The 20,260-nt window shown below is 45.0% G+C and carries 18 protein-coding genes; 11 read left to right on the forward strand and 7 right to left on the reverse strand.

The window, feature by feature from the left end; translation table 11 throughout:
• Positions 1 to 34: 34 nt before the first annotated feature.
• Positions 35 to 5,362 carry an Ig-like domain-containing protein gene (locus HYN43_RS26075; RefSeq protein ID WP_119406808.1) on the forward strand — a complete coding sequence of 1,776 codons (5,328 nt, stop codon included), beginning with the start codon at positions 35 to 37 and terminating at the stop codon, positions 5,360 to 5,362.
• 3 nt (positions 5,363 to 5,365) lie between these two features.
• Here HYN43_RS26075 and HYN43_RS26080 read toward each other — a convergent pair whose 3' ends face one another.
• From HYN43_RS26080 to HYN43_RS26095, 4 genes are all read right to left on the reverse strand, one after another.
• Positions 5,366 to 5,554, reverse strand: a complete 189-nt coding sequence (locus tag HYN43_RS26080; RefSeq protein ID WP_119406809.1) for a hypothetical protein — start codon at positions 5,552 to 5,554, stop codon at positions 5,366 to 5,368.
• Between the two features lie 89 nt (positions 5,555 to 5,643).
• Positions 5,644 to 6,498: a hypothetical protein gene (locus HYN43_RS26085; protein ID WP_205589829.1), complete on the reverse strand. Its 855-nt coding sequence runs from the start codon at positions 6,496 to 6,498 to the stop codon at positions 5,644 to 5,646.
• Between the two features lie 10 nt (positions 6,499 to 6,508).
• Positions 6,509 to 7,279, reverse strand: coding sequence for a GDSL-type esterase/lipase family protein (locus HYN43_RS26090; RefSeq protein ID WP_119409127.1), 771 nt, complete (start codon positions 7,277 to 7,279; stop codon positions 6,509 to 6,511).
• Between the two features lie 11 nt (positions 7,280 to 7,290).
• A complete protein-coding gene (locus tag HYN43_RS26095; RefSeq protein WP_119406810.1) occupies positions 7,291 to 9,408 on the reverse strand; it encodes a prolyl oligopeptidase family serine peptidase in 2,118 nt (705 codons plus the stop codon).
• Positions 9,409 to 9,751: 343 nt separating this feature from the next.
• Here HYN43_RS26095 and HYN43_RS26100 point away from each other — a divergent pair, with 343 nt between their 5' ends.
• A complete protein-coding gene (locus tag HYN43_RS26100; protein ID WP_119406811.1) occupies positions 9,752 to 10,510 on the forward strand; it encodes a hypothetical protein in 759 nt (252 codons plus the stop codon).
• Between the two features lie 76 nt (positions 10,511 to 10,586).
• Here HYN43_RS26100 and HYN43_RS26105 read toward each other — a convergent pair whose 3' ends face one another.
• Positions 10,587 to 10,934 carry a hypothetical protein gene (locus HYN43_RS26105; RefSeq protein WP_119406812.1) on the reverse strand — a complete coding sequence of 116 codons (348 nt, stop codon included), beginning with the start codon at positions 10,932 to 10,934 and terminating at the stop codon, positions 10,587 to 10,589.
• 10 nt (positions 10,935 to 10,944) lie between these two features.
• Positions 10,945 to 11,187 carry a hypothetical protein gene (locus HYN43_RS26110; RefSeq protein ID WP_119406813.1) on the reverse strand — a complete coding sequence of 81 codons (243 nt, stop codon included), beginning with the start codon at positions 11,185 to 11,187 and terminating at the stop codon, positions 10,945 to 10,947.
• A gap of 114 nt (positions 11,188 to 11,301) precedes the next feature.
• On the opposite strand from HYN43_RS26110, the gene HYN43_RS26115 reads away from it, so the two are divergent.
• On the forward strand, positions 11,302 to 12,057 hold the full coding sequence (locus HYN43_RS26115) for a UDP-2,3-diacylglucosamine diphosphatase (RefSeq protein WP_119406814.1): 756 nt from the start codon (positions 11,302 to 11,304) through the stop codon (positions 12,055 to 12,057).
• Between the two features lie 10 nt (positions 12,058 to 12,067).
• Here HYN43_RS26115 and HYN43_RS26120 read toward each other — a convergent pair whose 3' ends face one another.
• A complete protein-coding gene (locus HYN43_RS26120; RefSeq protein WP_119406815.1) occupies positions 12,068 to 12,403 on the reverse strand; it encodes an SHOCT domain-containing protein in 336 nt (111 codons plus the stop codon).
• 281 nt (positions 12,404 to 12,684) lie between these two features.
• On the opposite strand from HYN43_RS26120, the gene prfA reads away from it, so the two are divergent.
• The 8 genes from prfA to HYN43_RS26165 all read left to right on the forward strand — a co-directional run bounded on the left by prfA (position 12,685) and on the right by HYN43_RS26165 (position 20,258).
• Positions 12,685 to 13,758, forward strand: coding sequence for a peptide chain release factor 1 (prfA, locus tag HYN43_RS26125; protein ID WP_119406816.1), 1,074 nt, complete (start codon positions 12,685 to 12,687; stop codon positions 13,756 to 13,758).
• Positions 13,759 to 14,383: 625 nt separating this feature from the next.
• Positions 14,384 to 15,313, forward strand: coding sequence for an FAD:protein FMN transferase (locus tag HYN43_RS26130; protein WP_119406817.1), 930 nt, complete (start codon positions 14,384 to 14,386; stop codon positions 15,311 to 15,313).
• A gap of 268 nt (positions 15,314 to 15,581) precedes the next feature.
• Positions 15,582 to 15,842 carry a hypothetical protein gene (locus HYN43_RS26140; RefSeq protein ID WP_119406819.1) on the forward strand — a complete coding sequence of 87 codons (261 nt, stop codon included), beginning with the start codon at positions 15,582 to 15,584 and terminating at the stop codon, positions 15,840 to 15,842.
• The gene (locus HYN43_RS26145) at positions 15,832 to 16,740 is read left to right on the forward strand and encodes a hypothetical protein (RefSeq protein WP_162996634.1); all 909 of its coding nucleotides are present in this window, start codon (positions 15,832 to 15,834) and stop codon (positions 16,738 to 16,740) included. Before HYN43_RS26140 ends, HYN43_RS26145 begins: the two co-directional genes overlap by 11 nt.
• Positions 16,741 to 16,743: 3 nt before the next feature.
• Positions 16,744 to 17,427, forward strand: coding sequence for a response regulator transcription factor (locus tag HYN43_RS26150; RefSeq protein ID WP_119406821.1), 684 nt, complete (start codon positions 16,744 to 16,746; stop codon positions 17,425 to 17,427).
• Positions 17,428 to 17,431: 4 nt separating this feature from the next.
• The gene (locus tag HYN43_RS26155) at positions 17,432 to 18,766 is read left to right on the forward strand and encodes a sensor histidine kinase (RefSeq protein WP_119406822.1); all 1,335 of its coding nucleotides are present in this window, start codon (positions 17,432 to 17,434) and stop codon (positions 18,764 to 18,766) included.
• 253 nt (positions 18,767 to 19,019) lie between these two features.
• Entirely contained in the window at positions 19,020 to 19,700 is a 681-nt protein-coding gene (locus HYN43_RS26160; RefSeq protein ID WP_119406823.1) for a YiaD family glycine zipper/OmpA-like lipoprotein, read from the forward strand.
• 168 nt (positions 19,701 to 19,868) lie between these two features.
• Positions 19,869 to 20,258 (forward strand): HYC_CC_PP family protein, encoded by a 390-nt coding sequence (locus HYN43_RS26165; protein WP_119406824.1) that lies wholly within the window; start codon positions 19,869 to 19,871, stop codon positions 20,256 to 20,258.
• The last annotated feature ends 2 nt before the right edge of the window (positions 20,259 to 20,260 follow it).

Genomic DNA, 20,260 nt, shown 5'->3' on the forward strand with positions numbered 1-20,260 from the left:
CGATTATTGTGTATGAAGGGAGACTTATGATTTTATGAATAAGCCATTACTTGTACTATTCTTTTTGCTCATCTGCTCATTTACGGGTTTCTGTCAAAATTGTACGCTAAACGTCAACATATCTTCTTCGGCTAATACTATCTGTTCGGGTAGTAAAGTTACTTTAACAGCCGCTCTCACAGGCGGCACCGGGCCGTTTACCTACCTTTGGAATACCGGCGAAAACACCGCATCAATTGATGTAAACCGCGCAGGCAACTATACGGTTACGGTAACTGATAAAACTCCGGGCTGCTCGCCTAAAACGGCCAGCAAACAGGTAACCGCCTCACCCACACCCGATCCGCCTACGGTTGCGGGGCAAATTGTTTGCCCGGGAACCCCGGCCACGCTTAGAGCTACGGCACCGGGCGGTACCTACCAATGGTATGATGCCAATGGTAATTTTCTTTTTACGGGTAACCCTTACGTTACCGACCCTATAAACGGAGCCACTATTTTTTATGTTGAAACCACCGTTGGCGGTTGTACAAGCTTTCGCAGCCCGGTACTGGTAAATGTAACCGGCAGGCCTAACATTGTTGCCGATCCGGTATGTTCGGGCAGCCCGGCTACGTTAATAGCTTCGGGTGCTGATAGCTATGCGTGGTATGCCAACGCGCAGGGTACGGGTACTGCTTTGAGTAATTCACCTACATACCAAACTCCTCCTTTAACCAAAACCACAACTTATTACCTGGTAGCGGTTATTAAGGGCTGTCCTGGTAATCCTATACCCGTTGTTGCAAAGGTAACCCCACCACCCGATAAGCCTACCGTTACGGGTACTTATACAGTATGTGCAGGCTCTTCGGTAAACCTGCACGCCGATGGTGTGGGGGTTGTTGAGTGGTATGATGTACCAACCGGCGGCACCCCGGTAATTTCCAGTCCTGATTATACCACGCCTGCCCTTAATCAAACCAAAACATACTACGCACAATCAACCGTTGGCGATTGCGTAAGCCCCCGTACAGCTGTGCCGGTAACGGTTACACCCGTACCACAGGCCCCTGCTTCGCAATCGCCTTCAACCTGCTACGGCACAAATATTACGTTAGCAGCCGATGCCAATCCAACCGGAAGTTATGCCTGGTATACCACTGCTGTTGGCGGTACTGCAGTATCAACTTCAAATAACTTTACAACGCCCGTATTAACCAACACAACTACCTATTACGTACAGCACACAAACGGTAGCTGCACCAGCGAACGCACGGCCATCACCGTAACCATCACACCTGCGCCGGCGCAGCCGGTTGTTTCAGAAGGGCCGATTATCTGCAACGGATCGCAGGCTACATTAACAGCCACGTCGGCCCAGGGCGGTACCATCAGGTGGTTTGCAACGGCAAGCGGTGGGGCAACAGCATTTACCGGCTCGCCCTTTGTAACGCCGGCTTTAACCAAAACAACTACTTACTATGCCCAGGTTACTGATGCCGGCGGCTGCGTTAGCTCACGTGCATCTGTAACGGTAACAGTACTTGATGCCATACCGCAGCCTGTAGTAAATACTTCGCCTGTTTGTGCGGGTACATCGGTTACATTAACGGCTACGGGCTCGCCCGATGATTATGAGTGGTATGATCAGCCAACAGGTGGCAACCTGCTTATTACCGGCGATACCTATGTAACTCCCGAACTTACCACCACAACCACTTACTATGTGCAGAGTATTACCAATGGCTGCGCAAGCCCCAGAACGACTGTTACGATAACCGTTAACCCTTTGCCGGGTGCACCCAATGTAAATGGCCCCAGTGCGGTTTGCCCGGGCACTTCGGCAGTTTTAAGTACACCGGCAACAGGAACCGTACAATGGTATAACGCGGCAACAGGCGGTACGCTTTTATTTACCGGTAATTCGTATACCACATCGCCATTATTTAGCCAGACAACTTTTTACGTGCAGGTATCAAACGGCACATGTACAAGCGACCGCACGCCTTTTACCGTATCTATAACGCCGATTATCAATCCGCAGTTTCAGTATCCTTCGGGCACGGTTTGTACCTCGGGAGCCAATGTTAAACCGGTTATTTTTAACCCGGCCGGGGGCACATTTACCAGTTCACCGGCAGGTTTGGTATTTGTGGATAACAAAACAGGCGAAATAGATGTAGCCGCAAGTGTACCACGCACCTACAACGTAATATTTACCTTCGGCGGAACCTGCGCAGGTGCAGCGAGCCAGAAAATAGCTATTGTAACCACGCCGGATGCCCGCTTCACGTATAACGGCCCCTTTTGCCAAAGCGATAATAATCCGCTACCGGTTTTTACTGCGGGGGCAAGTGCAGGCGTGTTCAGTGCATCATCGTCAAATCTTGTTTTTATAAATACAAGCACGGGCGAAATTAATCTTGACAAGAGTGCTCCCGGAACCTATTCAGTTACCAACACCATAGCTGCCAGTGCGGGCTGTGCTGCAAGCACCTATACTACACAGGTTACTATCAACGCCAAGGTTGTTGTTGATGCCGGACCCGACCGTACAGTACTACAGGGAACACCTGTGCAGTTGCAGGGTTCTATCAAGGGCGGTATTACAACAGGCAAATGGACAGGTGGAGCCGGAACTTTTTCAAACCCGGCCAGGCCGAGGGCTATTTACACACCAGCCCCAGGCGAAACGGAGGTTACGCTAACTTTAACTTCAGATATTCCTTCGGGCCCCTGCGGGCCGGTTAGCGATGAGGTGACTATTACCTTTAACCCCGTTCCGCCCGAGCCGGTAGTTGATGCCAAACCGGTATGCGTTGGCAGCCCGGCAACACTGGTGGCCAAGGCACCCGGCGGTACCTATCGCTGGTATGATGCCCCCACCGGCGGTACGCTTTTAAAAACCGGGCCGATATTTACCGCACCGCCAATTACAGCCGATATAACTTATTATGTTACCGTTACCAAAGGCGGTATAACCAGCGCCCGGAAAGCGGTATTGGTAAAAGCCATAGCACAACCTGCAGCGCCGGTAGTTACTACACCGGTAACTGTTTGTGAAGGTTCGCCGGCTACGCTGGTGGCCTCCGGATCAACCGGAACTTACAGGTGGTATGATTTACCGGTTGGCGGCAGCCTGGTAAAACAAGGCGATACATTTACCACCGGAGCATTAACCACCAACAAAAAGTACTATGTAGATGCAACTGCTAACGGCTGTACCAGCCCCCGAACGGAAGTTGATGTTTTGGTGACACCTGTGCCTAATATAACCAACACCAATAATACTGATGTCGTATGCAGTGGCACCGCATTAAATTATACCTTAACTGCCGACAGGGCCGATGCTACATTTTCGTGGAGCCGCGCTGCCGTAACGGGTATCAGTAACCCGGCGGTAACAAACCAAACTTCGGGTACCATTACCGAAACTTTAATTAACACCACAGCTGCTCCCGTAAATGTTACTTATGTGATAACAGCTTATAACGGCACCTGCCCGGGCCCTTCATTTAATTATAAAGTTACGGTAAACCCAACACCAGTGGTTACCAGTCCCGATCCTCAGCCTGTGTGTAATGGCACAAGTACAAATTATGCGGTAACTTTCAATACCGCCGGTACCAGCTTTACCTGGAGCAGGGCTGCGGTGCCGGGTATCAGCAATGCCCCGGTTTTGGGGCAGGCGGCTGCTACCATCAAAGAGGTTTTGTTTAATACCACAACAGCCCCTGTTGATGTAACTTATGTATTTAATTACAGAACAAGCCTGTGCCCCGGCGAACCGCGTGAGGTTAAGGTAACCGTTAACCCCGAGCCCCAGATTATAGACGACCCAACGAACGGTACGCCTGTTTGCAGCAATGTTCCGTTAGCATATACTATACAATCAAGTATTCCTTCGTCAACCTTTTTATGGAGCCGTGCTGCAGCCGGCGACAACCCTGCCGTAGACAATCAAACCGATGCAACAATTAACGAAACGCTTGTAAATACCAGTGTATTCCCGCTTAGGGTAACTTACATTATAACGCCTTTTGCCTACGGTTGTGCCGGCAAGCCGTTTACCTATACCAGGTTTGTTTTATCGCAGATAGCGAAGCCCGTGGGTAACGGAACCACACCGGTTTGCGAAGGCACACCCATACATTTTGATACCGCCCCGGTTTCGGGAGCTTCCTATTTATGGACAGGGCCAAATAATTATCAATCAACAGATCGTTCGCCAACCATACCAGGTGCAACAGCAGCCAATGCTGGTACATACAGGCTTTTTATTAAAATAGGCGACTGTTTCAGCGAACCATCTGAAGGTGTACGGATAGAGGTAAAACCTACACCGGTAGTAATTGCCGGTCCCGAGGTTACCTATTGTAAAACAATACCCGTTATTCAGCTTGATGGTTCGATACCAACCGGGGGCACCGGCGTATGGAGCGGAGGCAGCGGACAATTTACTAAGGTTGATGATCCTAAAACTACCTACACCCCCTCGCCGGCTGATAGAGAAAAAGATTTTATAACACTTAAATTAACATCCACCGGTTATTGCGATCCTGTTTCATCTTTTGTTAAAATTAATTTTGCCCCAAGCCCTGGTGCCAATGCCGGGCCCGATCAAAATAATATCTGTAATCAAAACCCGATGGTTCAGTTACAGGGCACACCGCTTTCGGGCAGCACGGTAACCTGGAGTTCGGCCTCGGGCAAAGGCAGGTTCATTCCATCGGCCAATGTAACCAATCCTACATTCGAGCCTGATCCGGCCGATATAGCCAAAGGTTTTGTTAAGTTAACACTTACTGCTACCAGTGCAGATGAATGCCATACACCTACCGATGATATGACCATAAACTTTGTACCGCCGCCAACTGTTGAGGCCGATGCTGCGGGCGATACAAGGTATGTTTTAAAAGGCCACACCATAACCCTCAACCCGGTAGTAAGCAATGAAAACGTAAGTTATACATGGACCCCGGCTACAGGCCTGAGCGATGCTAACATTAAAAACCCCGAAGTAACCGGTGATGTAGATATAACCTACAAGCTTACCATTACCGATCTGTCGAACGGGTGCCCTAACAGCAGTTTTGTAAATGTAAAGGTTGCGCCAAACATTGTTGTAAAAAACACCTTTACGCCTAATGCCGATGGCGTGAATGATTACTGGGAAATTACGGGCCTGATAGCTTATGAGGACGTTACCGTAGATGTGTATAACCGCTACGGCCAGCCTGTATTCCATTCGTTAGGTTATCCAAAACCCTGGGATGGCGGCGTTAATGGTAAGCTGGTACCAAGCGGTACCTACTATTACGTAATTAACAGCAAGCAGGAAAAACTGCGGCTATCTGGTTACGTGGTGGTATTAAAATAAAGATTACAGCAGTTTGATTACTGCAAGGAATATCACGGAGAGCACGGCAAGCGTTATAAATTGCTTTGACCGCTGATTGGCCTGTATAATATCAGTAGCCCTGCCATAGTGGATAAGGCGATAATATCTTCGGCTATAACCGTAGGATAGCAGGAATAACACAAGCGGTATGTAAAGCAAAAAATATTTCATTAACATAAAATTAAACACCGCAGTTAATTTTTAGTTAACGATTGCAAAAACTGAACGGAATGAACAGGGTTATTAAGGCCGACTGTTATTTACCAACCCGTTACCAATAGGTTTTTAGCGGCTGTAAAACTGCATTTTTGGTATTTGGCATAAGCCTGGGCTGCCCGTTGCTGTATTTTTTCGGTGGGTTCGTTATTCAGATACCCGGTAATGGCGTCATGCAGGGTATAGGCTTCGGGGCACATCAGGCCGGTTGCCCAAACCAGTGGGGTGGCTTTAGCTGAGGCAATAAAATCTTTAAAATATTTTTTGCTGATACAGGCCAATATAATGCAATCGCGGGTTTTATGATCTGCATTACTGAACTTATTGGCCAGGCCGAAATCCATCAAGCCATCATGCCCTATATAAGCCAGCAGGTTTGCGTTGCCATTAATGCCTATAATTTTTTTGTTAATATGTAAGGTGTCTTTCAATTGCCCCGAGCTGCTGAACAAATAATCTTCGGTGGTTTTTTCAATGGCCTGCCCGTCCCAGGCATCGGCTACAAGGTAAACGTTTTTGCTGCGGTGTTTAAAAACAAGCCGTTCAAGCACCATGGTGTGGCCTTTTTGTCTTTTGATTAATTGCCAGTCGCGGCTTTTTTTAAAATAGGTACGTACACCGTTGTCACAACCCCAGTACAGGTTAGTTTCGGGATCCTGGCCGTTACCTATGGCAGCAGGCACCGGAACTATCCCCTGGTATTTATTATCGCACAAGGCAACAAACACATGAATTACCCTGATGGCAGGATCAGCATAACTGATGTTTTTAACGTTTGGGTTGGGTGGATTGGATGCCGGGGCTGCTAAGGTTTGCTTTGCAGATTGCTTACATGCAAAACAAAAAAGGCAGAGCAAAATAAATAAAACACATTTACTGATCTTGCTATGCCTTTTCATTGCTGCGGGTTTAAAAATTGCGTTTAACTATTTTGTTGATGGCCTTCCCCCAAAAAACACCTAACGCTGCGGCTCCTTTTTTATTGGGGTGCAGATAAAATGTTCCCTGCTTGCCGTTTTCGGGGATGAGGTCGGTAAGATGATGTTTCTTAAAATAGTCGAAGGCTTTGGTATCACCAGTAAAAACCTGTTTGGGGTTGGTTAGGCTGTAGCTGTTAACCAGGATGTCAATCATCGGTACATAGCTTTGCAATCTGTTAAGGCCTTCCTGCAGATACCGGGCACCGTTGTGGGTGTTGGGGCTATACCATAAAGGGTGTTGAAAAATGATAACCGCTTTCGGGAAATCGGCCAGCAGTTTATCGGCAATGGTTTTCAGGTTTTTTTGATAATCATCCGACGATACCGGTGCTCCGTGCGGGCCTTGTATCGCGCTGTCGTTAGTTCCCAATTTTATCGAAAATATCAGCAGTGCATTTTTATCAGCAAAGCCATTGGCAGCTTCCTCAACCTTAGCAAACGTATCCGTTCCGGGCAAAAAATCAAGCGTGGTATAACCGCTGTGCCCCTGGTTGCTGAAATTTACCCTGCCTAAGTTTTTTTGTTTTTGCAGATAAGCGACTGTTGTGGCCGGTGGTGCTTCGGTAGAGGCATCGGCCAATTGTACGCCTTGCGTAATGCTGTCACCAATAAATACGATATTAAGATCCGGCTTATTGCGTTGTGTAAAAGATGAGCTAATAAATAACACCAGCACCAGCACGGCAATATATTTTTTCATGAATTTTCGCTTTACCATTTTAAGCCTACATTCCAAAACATAAAGGCCCATTTATCAACCTGGCCGTTAATTAACTGCGCGGTACTTTGCCCTGCACCATGACCTGCATTGGTTTCAATCCTGATTAAAACCGGGGCCTGGCCCTGCTGAAGCTCTTGCAAACGTGCTGCAAATTTAAAGGAGTGGGCCGGTACAACGCGGTCGTCATGATCGGCGGTGGTGATCATGGTGGCGGGGTATCCGCCCTGTTTTAAAGCATGGTACGGCGAGTATTTATACAGGTATTGAAACATCTGCTCCGAATCTTCGGCCGTGCCGTAATCATAGCTCCAGCCGGCGCCGGCGGTAAATTTATTGTAACGTAACATGTCCAGTACGCCAACGGCCGGGAAGGCTACTTTAAACAGATCGGGCCGCTGGGTGAGCATGGCTCCTATAAGCAAACCACCGTTTGATCCGCCCGAAACGGCCAGCTGATCTTTGGAGGTGTATTTATTTTTGATGAGGTATTCGGCCGCGGCAATAAAATCATCAAACACGTTTTGTTTTTTTAGTTTGATGCCTTTACGGTGCCAGGTTTCGCCGTACTCGCCGCCGCCACGCAGGTTGGGCACTGCGTAGATGCCTCCATGCTCAAGCAAAATAATGTTTGATGTGCTGAAGGCCGGGGTTAAACTGATGCCGAAACCGCCGTAAGCATACAACAGCGTTGGGTTTTGCCCGTTAAGCACCGTGCCTTTTTTATAGGTGATGATCATCGGGATTTTGGTTTTATCCTTCGATGTATAAAAAACCTGTTTCGATTCGTACTGCTCCGGATCAAACTTCGCTCCCGATTTTTTGTAAACGCTTGATTGCCCTGTGGCTATATCCAGCTTAAAAATAGTTGGCGGGTATACGTAATTGGTAAAAGTGTAATAGGTTTCCTTTTCTTCCTTTTTTGTGCCAAAACCAGATGCCGTACCTACCGCCGGTAAAGTGATGGTACGTTCAAGTTTGCCGTTCATATCATACTGTTGAATCATTGAAGTGGCATCCTGTAAATACTCGGCAAAAATTTTACCGCCGCCGGTTGTGGCGCTCAATACATTTTTGGTTTCTTCAATCAAATTTTTCCAATGCGTAACACCCGGGTCGGCAGCATCCACAGTTACAATTTTAAAATTGGGCGAGTAAATATTGGTGAGGATATAAAGTTTGCTGCCCAGGTTATCAAGCACGCTGTGCTGGTTATCAAAATTATTCACAACGTTAACTATCCCGCTGCCCGGCTTGCTCAGGTCTTGAATGTAAAGTTCGTTGCCGGTTGTTGAGGTAGCAGCGGTAATAACCAAAAAGCGCTCATCCTCGGTAAGGTAAGCGCCGATGTAGCGGCGCGGGGTTTTATCGCCTCCAAAAATCAGTTTATCAGTACTTTGCGGCGTACCCAGTTTATGGTAATATAATTTATGATACTGCGTCATGCCAGAAAGCTGACTGCCTTCGGCGGGCTTATCGTAACTGCTGTAGTAAAAGCCATCGGTGCCGTGCCAGGCCAGTCCGCTAAATTTTACGTCTTTCAGGGTATCGCCAACAACACTTTTGTCATCGGTTTTAATAACAATCACCTTGCGCCAGTCCGATCCGCCTTCCGAGATCTGGTAGGCGGCCAGTTCGCCGTTTTTGGTAAACTCGATACCCTGCAGCGAGGTAGTGCCATCGGCCGAAAATTTGTTCGGATCGAGGAACACTTCGGCTGTGCCGTTATCGCCCGGCTGGCGGTAAAGTACGGCCTGGCTTTGCAGCCCGTCGTTTTTATAAAAATAGGTGTGTTGGCCTTCTTTAAAAGGAGCGCTGTATTTTTCGTAATTCCATAAAAACTCAAGGCGTTTATGAATCTCGTCGCGATAGGGGATCTGGCCCAGGTAATTAAAAGTTACCTTGTTTTCGGCCTGTACCCAGGCTTTGGTATCATCGGCGCGGTCGTTTTCCAGCCAGCGGTACGGGTCGGCAACGGCGGTGCCGAAGTAAGTATCGGTAACATCAATTTTTTTTGTTTGGGGATAGGGAAGTGTTTTGATAGTCATTTGTGCAAAAGTGGAGCTGCGAAGTAAAACAGCTGATAACAATAAACTGAGGTTTTTTTTCATGTCGGCTTAAATTACAGGTTACTAAAGATAGTATCCGCCCGCCGCATGGCCAAGCTATTTATAGCTTAAAAGGTTAAAAGTTGTTAATTTTACCGCCTTGTGCTGTTTAATTGGGCGGGGCAGCCTATATTAGCAGCGTAAAAAAGTATTGCTGGTATCCGGGTAATGGCTTAATAATAAAGATGTTGCTTTAAAATGCAGGATAGCGGGCTTGATTTTTAAGTTCGGATAGCCGAAATATCATCGTGCAGGTATCAATAATAATGCTTTTTTTTACACGTTTTTGCTTTGCAATTAATAGTACGCAGGCAAAACATACAGTAATATAGTTACAGAATAAAACATGAAACAAACCCTTACTTTTTTTACAGCGGGCCTTTTAATGCTGATGGCGTATACGGTAAAAGCACAGGATAATAACGATAGCGATGACGAAAGCAAGCCAAAAAAGCTCAGAAGCTATGTTGGCTTAAGTATGGGTGTATCATATGCATTGGGCGATTTTGCAAAAGCAGATTACAGCAACAACAAAGCCGGTTTTGCCAACAGGGGCGTTGTTTTTCAACTGGATGGTGCCATTTACGTATACAGGCATTTTGGGATTGGTTATACCATTACCAAACAGGATCAAAGCAATTTTTCGTACGATGACGATTTGATTTTGGGAAATGGCTATGCCAAAGATTTTAAAGCAGATGGAGCCACAGTAACTGCAGATAAGCGTTACCGCAGCTATAACTTTTTACTCGGCCCGCAATACACTTTTACCTGGCGCAGGCTGGCGTTTGATTTAAGGGCATCGGCCGGTGCTATTAAAAGCCAAACATCGCCGCAACTTACCATCAGCGTAACCGGTGTTGATGCACAAAGCGGCAGCATTGTACAGCAAAGTGCCAAGGGATATGCCTTTGCCTACGGCGGCAGCGCCGCTATCCGTTTTGATATGGGGGCAGGCTGGGGCTTATCATTAAAAGGCAACTACGTTAAAAGCGACGGATATGATGTTACTACCACCGGCCGTACCCTGAATGTTGGCCGTTTGGTAACCAAACAACCTATTACCGAAGGGCAGATTGTGTTTGGCTTAACCAAAGCGTTTTAATATCAATACCATAAAACAAAAAAAGCAGCTCTTTTAACAGAGCTGCTTTTTTTGTTTTATTAATGATCGGTAGCGCTTAATTAACCGTGATCTGTTCAGGCTTATCAGACACAATTTCGGGCTGGCCTTTAAACATTTCGAACACGCCGGTTGCGCATACGTGCTTGCCTTTTATGTTTGGCAAATCGAGTTTTATCTGTTTGCCTTTTACCGCAATGGTGTATTTTTGATGCGGGTAAATGCCTCCCATATTAAGTAGGGTAAGCGTATCACTTACGGTTTTAAGCGAGTAAACAGTATCGCAAAGGGTGCCGGTTTTGCCCAGGTTATTTTTAAAATCGGCCATGGTGAAATCTTTTGACTGGGCCGAAGCTTTACCGGCAAACAAACCCAGCAGCAATGCCGGGATCAGTAGTTTTTTCATATACAGTATTTCAGTGTTTGAGGGATTGCCCGTCCCCATCCTCTTTTTTAGGGGTCGGGGCATAACCATCTTCATAATTCAATGTAAACGATGATTCGGAAGCCCGGCTGGCTGCGTTTAAACCTTTTACATCCGGTTCGCTGTTATCAATAATTTCATTGCCGGTATCCTGGCCTTCGTTCTGCTCAAATTCGTTGCCGGGGTCTTTATCTTCCCGGGCATCGTCAAGGTTGGGGTTTTCGGGTAGTGGCATAACCTTAGTTTTTTGTGTACCATTAATAACCCCTAAGTTACGGTGTTGTTTGCGGGTTGTTATGTAACAATGTTTATCTTTTTGGTATGATGCTTAAAACGTACTTTTGCGCCTATGCCCGTACGCGATAAACTTTATTTTGCCTCTGATATTCATTTGGGTGCCGGCGGACACACCGTTACCCGCGCACGCGAAGACCGGATAATACGCTGGCTGGACATGATTAAACACGATGCCGCCGAAGTTTTTTTGGTGGGCGATGTGTTTGACTTCTGGTTTGAGTATAAAACCGTTGTGCCTAAAGGTTACATCCGTTTTTTAGGCAAACTGGCCGAGCTGAGCGATGCCGGCGTAAAGCTTTATATGTTTAAAGGCAACCACGATATGTGGATGTTTGATTATTTTGAAAAACAGTTTGGCGCCACCATCATCAGCAACGAACTTAAAATTGAACGTAGCGGCAAAAAGTTTTTTATCCATCATGGTGATGGCCTGGGCCCCGGCGATAATTTTTATAAAATTTTAAAGAATTTTTTCCGTAGCCCGTTTTGCCAGTGGTTGTTTGCGCGCATTCATCCTAATTTAGGCGTAGGCATAGCCAATAACTGGAGCCAGCACAGCCGCGATACCAACGAAAAAAAGGATAACCCCAAACCAGGCGAGCAGGAATGGCTGGTTAAATTTTGCCGCGAAGAATTGCAAACCAACTTTTACGATTACCTGATTTTTGGCCACCGGCATCTGCCGCTTGATATACAGCTAACCCCCGAAAGCAGGTATATCAACCTGGGCGAATGGATTAGCTATTTTAGCTATGCTGTTTTTGACGGACATGAGCTGAAACTGGAATATTTTGAGAAGCAACCCTGATTTGCGCTATTTATTTGTAACCCGAATTGAGGATTCTTGCTTTTTGATTGTTGTATTCCGCTTCGGTCATGGCACCGCTATCCAATAGTTGTTTAAATTTTTGAAGCTCATCTGCCGAAGATTGCGGCGGGAAGCTAAACGGATTGATATTTTCAATTTTTGGACTACTGTAAACAATAATTATCCCTATAAAATTCAAAAAAAGGCCTAAAAGCAATCCGGGCACTGCTCCGATTTTACGTACAGATCCTGCTTTATATCCCCATATCGGAAAAATAACGGCGAATACTGAAAGTATTCCAAAAGCTACAATGATTAAAATAATTTCCGGTGCGCCTAATCCCATAATTTTAAGATTTAAGTTTATAATAATTGATCGGATATATGAATAAAAGGAAATATAATTAATTGTAGAGGTTGGCTAAATCAAGTTTTGTTTTTGTTTGTAAAGTGTAATAACCTTACCACAATAACAGCGCGGGCATTAGGGTTGCGGTATTTCTTTGCAGAAAAATGCGTACTTTTGTACACTTTTTTGCAGCAGGTTTGTAAACCGCCCGAAATGCTAAGCCTTTCAAAAGCCGGTTCAATGTCAACAGCTTAGCTGCACTTATATTTTATACTATTATGTTAGATAAATTAGAGCTGATATACGAGCGCTGGAAAAATGTTGAAGGTGAATTGAGCAGTCCTGATGCCATGCAGGATATGAAGCGTTTTGCCCAGTTAAATAAGGAATATAAAGATCTGGCTAAGATTGTTGACGAGTATTATATCTACCGCAACATCATGAGCAATATCGATACCAATAAAAACATTCTGGCTACCGAAAAAGACGAGGAGTTTAGGGAGATGGCCAAAATGGAGCTCGACGAACTGTTAACCCAGCAGGAAGCCAAGGAAGAGGAGATCCGCCTGATGCTGATCCCGAAAGATCCTGAGGATTCGAAAAACGCTATTGTCGAGATTCGTGGTGGTACCGGTGGCGATGAAGCAGCCCTTTTTGCGGGCGACCTATACCGTATGTACATGCGCTACTGCGAAAAACGTGGTTGGCGTACCGAACTGGTTGATTATACTGAGGGCACCAGCGGCGGCTACAAAGAGATTGTATTTAACGTAAACGCCGAAGATGCTTATGGTACCCTGAAATATGAATCGGGCGTGCACCGCGTGCAACGCGTGCCTGATACCGAAACCCAGGGCCGTGTTCACACCTCAGCCGCATCGGTGGTGGTATTGCCCGAAGTTGATGAGTTCGATATTGAGTTGAATGTAAGCGATATCCGTAAAGACCTGTTTTGTGCTTCAGGCCCGGGCGGACAATCGGTAAATACCACTTACTCGGCGGTGAGGTTAACCCACTTGCCTACAGGTATAGTAGCGCAATGCCAGGACCAGAAATCGCAGTTAAAAAACTACGATAAGGCTTTACAGGTACTGCGCTCAAGGGTGTACGAAATGGAGTTGCAGAAACACCTTGAAGAAACATCCAAAAAACGTAAAACCATGGTATCAACCGGCGACAGGTCGGCCAAGGTACGTACCTACAACTATCCGCAGGGCCGTTTAACCGAGCACCGTATCGGTTTAACTATCTATAACCTTCCGGGTGTTTTAAATGGTGATTTGCAGGAGATTTTAGAATCGCTGCAGTTTGCTGAAAATGCTGAGAAACTGAAAGAGGGAACGGTAGCGTAAGCCCCTCTCAGTTGGCAGTTTTGAGTAGGCAGTTTGCGGTTGACTTTATTTTGTCTGAACTCGAATTTGGGGGAATTATTAGAATTTATTGAATTTGCTTAGCATTCCGTTCATTCCTTAATTCTATAAATTCGGGTTCAGACAAACACGAGCATGCTGCCGTGAGGACACGGCCGCCGGGGTAGAGAGTTTGCTTTTATTCTGCTCATTCCCCGCTGTCCGAAGTTTACAACTTCGGAAGACTATGCTTGTAGTCTGCGACTACAGAATAATAGAGAGAAAACCTACTATATTATTTAACTGGAATCGCAAACGACAGACATAGACAGATTAGTAGAATAAAAAAGCTTTAACGACAAATATTTTGCTAATTCTAAAATTCTGTAAATTCTGATTCAGACAACCTTAAAATCCCTCTCCCCACCTCAATCATGCCTTTATCACCCAAATGTTAAAAAATGTCAAAATCAGTTAATTATGTTAATTGAAAAGGCATTTTCATCTCAATTTCATAAAGCGGGCCTATTTTAGTTTTTGTAAAGGAGTATGTAGCGTAAATGCACTTACAACCGTAAAGCTTTTAACACTGCATTAGTGTAAACGAAATTTTTAAAAACTTGATTCTATGCTGGCTATAAAAACTTTAACCGATAATTTAACCATCTACAGGCGTGCGGTGCGTTTAATGGGTGATAAATTTGAAATTAGTGTGGTGGGTAGTAACCCGCTGCTGGCCGATGAGCAAATTGACATTGCCATTAATGAAATAAACCGTGTTGAAAAACTGCTTTCGGCGTTTAGCGATGACAGCAGCATTAACCAGATAAACCGCAACGCAGGTATCGCTCCGGTAAAGGCTGATGGTGAAACATTCAGGCTGATTAGCCGCGCGGTGCAGATTTCTGAACTTACTTACGGCGCTTTTGATATTACTTACCTGGCAAGTAAAAATGAAGATAAAGGCGACGTTGCCGTTAAAGCTACCAAACAAACCAAAACTTTGGCCAGCTACAAAAACATTGTGCTTGACGCTGTTAACCAAACCGTATTTTTAAAGGAACAAGGTATGCGCATTGGCTTTGGTGCCAATGGCAGAGGTTATGCTGCCGACAGGGCCAAATATATTTTGCAGCTAAACGGTGTTGATAGCGGTGTGATTAATGCCGGCGGCGATTTGCTTACATGGGGCTTACAGCCAGGAGCAATGCCCTGGACGGTGGCCGATGCCAATGCTGAACAAATTAACCAGCCTTTTGCCGATCTGGAGATCAGTAATATGGCTTTTGCTACTTCGGTTAATGCCGAAAACTATACCAGCATCAGCAGCAAAAAATTTGTTAACGTGCTTAACCCCAAAAAAGGATTCCCGGTTAGCGGCATCAGCAGCGTAAGCATCCTGAGCCCAACTGCCGAGTTTGCCGATGCCATGGCAACCCCTGTACTTACCATGGGTGTTAACGCCGGTTTGTACATGATAAACCAGCTTAACCAGGTTGCCTGCGTTATTATAGATGATCAGAGCCGCGTTTATACCTCGAAGGATATAAGCCTGTAAGGATCAGCCCGATCAATTTAAATATTATTAAACCTACATCATAATTAAGATTGTTTGCCTCAGTTGCATTGGTACGGTTGGTGCCAATGTAACTGATTTTTTATTTGATGCATCCGTCAGCTTTTTGTAATAAAGTTTAAATTGGTCGAAATTTGAAAATAATTTTAAGCTTTTCTTCCCCTCAATGATAAAGTGGTTTGCGTATATTGTCTTGTTATTGATATTTGCACCACGTATATCATCTGCCAACGTTAACACTAAGGATATTATGTTAATTGCGCCGGCCGGTAACAAAATGCTGGTTGCGGTGTCGTATCCAAAAGCTTTGGCCGATACAACTACTAAAACTAAAAAGCAGCAGGAGGATGAAAAGAAAAAGATTAAAGAGATAGCCAAGGCAAAAAAGCAGGCCAAACCGGCTACGGTTGACGACGATGCCGCCACGCCACCCAAACCTAAACCCAAAAGGCAGCGCCGCCCCGAAGGCATGGAGCGCCCGCCCGAAATACCGAGGAGAAATGGCAATTAAACTGGTTAAACAATCTACCATATTGATGAGATACCTTTGCTTACTTTTATTTGTAGTTGCAAGCAGTGCTGTTTTCAGCGCCCCGGTTAACCTGCACCTATTTATGGGTAAGCATCAATTAACAGCCGATACTGATACCATTATCCGCAAGCGCTCGGTATCTGCCGGGGTGAGCTATGGCAGCGATGTGCTTTTTTTTGGGCGTACAGGGCCGGTAAAATATCCTTTTGTAACTGCCGATTTGATTTACAACACCAAATCGGGCTTGTTTTTGTATGGTTCGGCTTTTAAGGTTTTGGGATATGCGCCGGTTGATGAGGTTGATGTGGGCGGAGGATATTTTTATAAGTTTTCGAAAGCTTTTTCGGGCTCGGCAAGTTATACCCGTTTCTTTTTTGCGCGTGATGCAGCTAAGGTTATTAAATCGGCCTCATCAAATGATATCAACTTTAAAAACTCGTACGATTGGAAATTTCTGAAATCGAGTGTGGTGCTTGATTACCTTTTTGGCAAATCGAACGATTTTTTTGTTACTGTAAGCCATTCTAAATATTGGGAAAGCAGCTGGAGTATTTTTGATGATCAGGATTATCTATCGTTCAATCCCTCATTCAATTTTATAATGGGTACGCAAAACTTTGTGCAGCGTTACTCGCTCGATCATACTTTCAGGGATGAGGCCAGCAATATCTCGGCTCACTATGATCCGCGTTATGCCGCCCGTAACCGCCGGTTTAATATGCTTAATTACAGCTTTAAAGTACCGGTGGCCTATAATCGACCTCATTATACCTTCGAGTTTTCGTACAAATACTCTATCCCCGTTAATGTGGAAGGGGTATTACTTAACCGCCGCGAATCGTTTTATAACCTAACCTTTTACTACGTTTTTTATTAATATATGAATGTTTTAATAATAGAAGACGAAACAGCACTGGCCCGCGAACTGGAAATTTTCCTTACCAATTATAATTATGTATGCGAGGTTTGTTTTGACGGCACGTCCGCATCCGAAAAAATTGCCACCAGTTTGTACGACTTTATTTTGATAGACCTCGGCCTGCCCGATTATGATGGCCTGGATTTGTTACGCGAAGCAAAAAAACACGACCAGGAAGCAGCATGCATTATTCTCACTGCCCGTGCCGAGATCAATGACCGCATAAAGGGCCTTGACCTTGGTGCCGATGATTACCTGCCCAAGCCATTTTCACTGCTCGAGCTGCAAAGCCGCATGCAGGCTATTGTGCGCCGCAAATTTGGCGTAAAAAATAATATTGTTGAACTGGGTGGCTTTTTGATTGATTTAACAGCGCGTACTATATCGTACTATAACAGCGTTGTTAATACCATCACCAAAAAAGAATTTGACCTGATTGCCTATTTAATTTTGCATAAAAACCGTACGCTTACCCGTATGCAGCTAAGCGAACATATTTGGGGCAGCGTTGTAAATAATGATTACGACAGCAATTACATTGATGCCCACATAAAAAACATCCGCAAAAAATTAAATGCCTTTGCCCCGCCCGATTGGCTGGAAACGGTACGCGGTTTGGGCTACAAAATAAAGATCAACGCCTGAGTATTTGAAATTAGGAACAAAACTTACACTTTTTAACGCCATATCAAAACTGGTGATTGTGATACTGTTTGTATTGCTGCTACCGGTATTGATTAAAAACATCAGCCGTAACTATGTTGACAGCCAGCTTATCAAACAAAAAAACAAACTGCTGCAAATAGTAAAAAGCAAAGGCATTGAAACCTATATTGAAAATGGCGAGAGCTACGGTAGTTACCTACCCTTAAAAGAAGAATACATTAGTTTGGATGAGGTTGACCCGGATTATTACCTCGATACCATAAAACGCGGCAAGCGCCTTTTTAGCGAGGGCGATACGCTGGAGTACCGTATTCTGAGCCATACCTTCAAAATAAAACAAAAAAACTATCTGCTGGAAATAGGCAAAAGCGTTGATACGCTTGATGAAACCAGCGCACCGCTGCAAAACATTGCTTTCCAGGTATTGCTGGGCATGATATTGCTTACCGTACTGGCCGACCAGGTATACTCTACCTATGTGCTTAAACCCCTGCGGCTCATTATCAAAACCAAACTGGTAGGACAAAAGTTCCCCAATTTTCATTCGTACCGGAAAGTGCGAACCACGACATCGGATTTTCAACACCTGGATATCAGTATCCATAACATGATAGAAACCATTGCCGACAAATTTCATAAAGAGCGTGAGTTTATCTCCAACGCCTCGCACGAATTGATGACGCCGATCTCCATCCTCCAATCAAAAATTGAAAACATGTTTGAGGAAGAGGATATTAACGATGATTTGAAAAGCCGCCTGCTGGAAATGCAACGCATCCTGAACAGGCTTAAAAGCATCACCAAAACGCTGCTCCTGATCTCGCAGATTGAAAACGAACAGTTTTTAAAGGAGGATACTATACAGACGGCCGAACTGTTGCAGGAGGTTTACGATGAAATCTCGATCCGATTGCAGGACAAGGATATTAGTTATGACATGACAGTGCCCCATAACTGGCATTTTGTCAATATAAACAAGTTTTTGTTGTTTAACCTGTTTTTCAACCTCATTAACAACGCTATCAAATACAATAACGAGGGAGGCAGCATCAACATAACCGGCGTACCAGTGTACGATAAATACGTGATCAGTATTACTGATACCGGCATTGGGATTGATGCCGATGTTATCCCGCTCATTTTTAACCGCTTTAAAAAATTGCGGCAGGCCCTGCAGCAGGATAGTTTCGGTCTGGGTTTACCTATTGTAAAATCGATAGCCCTGTTTCATGATATCGAAATTGACGTGTCTTCCGAAAAAGGAAAGGGCACTACTTTTAAATTAATTTTACCGGCCACCCTTATCATAGTGAATTAAAACAAAAGCAGGTGTGTCAAATTGCCTTGTAGCAACAATATTACTGTAATAATTGTACTAAAAACCGGTCGGTTAGAATATTCTGCTAAAACCTATTTTTACTTTCCTGATATTTACTTTACTAATCATTAAAAAAATGTTGCTTGACAGGAGGGCTACTGTCTCTTTAATGATTATAACGGATCAATGCCGCCACGCCACCGCTTTGGCATCTGCTTTGTAAATGTATTGTACAACATATTATACAAGTACAATGAGAACGTTAAAGATAAAAATAGCTACCCTGGGTGTAGCACTGGCTACCGTGGGATTATTAGGCTCGGGATGTAATTCGCTAACAAAAACACAAAAAGGAGCGGCAATTGGCGCGGGCGCGGGTGGTACTGTAGGTGCTTTTATTGGTAAAGCCGCAGGTAACACCGCCTTAGGTGCTATTATTGGTGGTGCCGTTGGCGGTACCGCCGGCGCTTTTATTGGCCGTAATATGGACAGGCAGGCCGCCGAAATTAAGCAAACCGTACCAGGTGCTACCGTAACCCGCGAAGGCGAAGGTATTTTGGTAAAATTTGATTCGGGCATTTTGTTCGATACCGATAAATCGGATCTGAAAGCAGCAGCGCAAACCAACCTGCAAAATCTTGCGGCTTCATTGCAAAAAAATCCGGAAACCAATATTACCATCATTGGTCATACTGATAACACCGGTTCGGATACCTACAACCAAACACTATCGGTAAAACGTGCCGACGCGGTTAAATCATATTTAATGGCCGGCAACGTAGCTTCATCACGTATGACAGTTACCGGTAAAGGCGAAAGCGAGCCTATTGCCGATAATACCACAGCTGATGGTCGCGCTCAAAACCGCCGCGTAGAAATTACTATTGTGGCTAATGATAAAATGAAAGAGCAGGCTAAACAGCAGGCTCAGTAAAATTCTAATAAGATCAGTTAATAGTTTTGAAAGTCCCAGGCTTTACGCCAGGGATTTTTTGTTTGTAATGTATTTCCGTATATGCGATTCTAACCTTTGTTAATTCAATCTTTCCATCTCCCTTAAAAACAACTTGCAATCAACAAGTTAATCCCTTACTTTTGTTTTATGGTAAAAAGGACCGGCGCAATATTACTTACTATGCTGTACACAGTTACGGTATTGGGTTTTGCGCTAAACTTTCATATCTGCGGCGATTATGTGGCCTCGGTGAAAATTGATTCGCCGGCGGTTAACTGCGGCATGGATAAGGCCGAAGGCAAAATGAAATGCTGCAAGGACAAGCAGGTTGAGGTAAAGGTGAAAGACGCTCACCAGGCCGAAGCAACCTCGTTCCTTGCTAAAGTGTTTGGCTTTGAATTGCCAAATCTGTCGTTAGATAGCCTTTTCCCGGCATTGCCATCGTCGGTTTCCGAAAAATTTTATGATCGCGGCCCGCCCGATCCTCCCGTGCAAAGCATCGCCACCTTTATTAAAAATTGCATCTTCCGTATCTGATC

Source organism: Mucilaginibacter celer (genome assembly GCF_003576455.2).
In the GTDB taxonomy this organism is placed as follows: Bacteria; Bacteroidota; Bacteroidia; order Sphingobacteriales; family Sphingobacteriaceae; genus Mucilaginibacter; species Mucilaginibacter celer.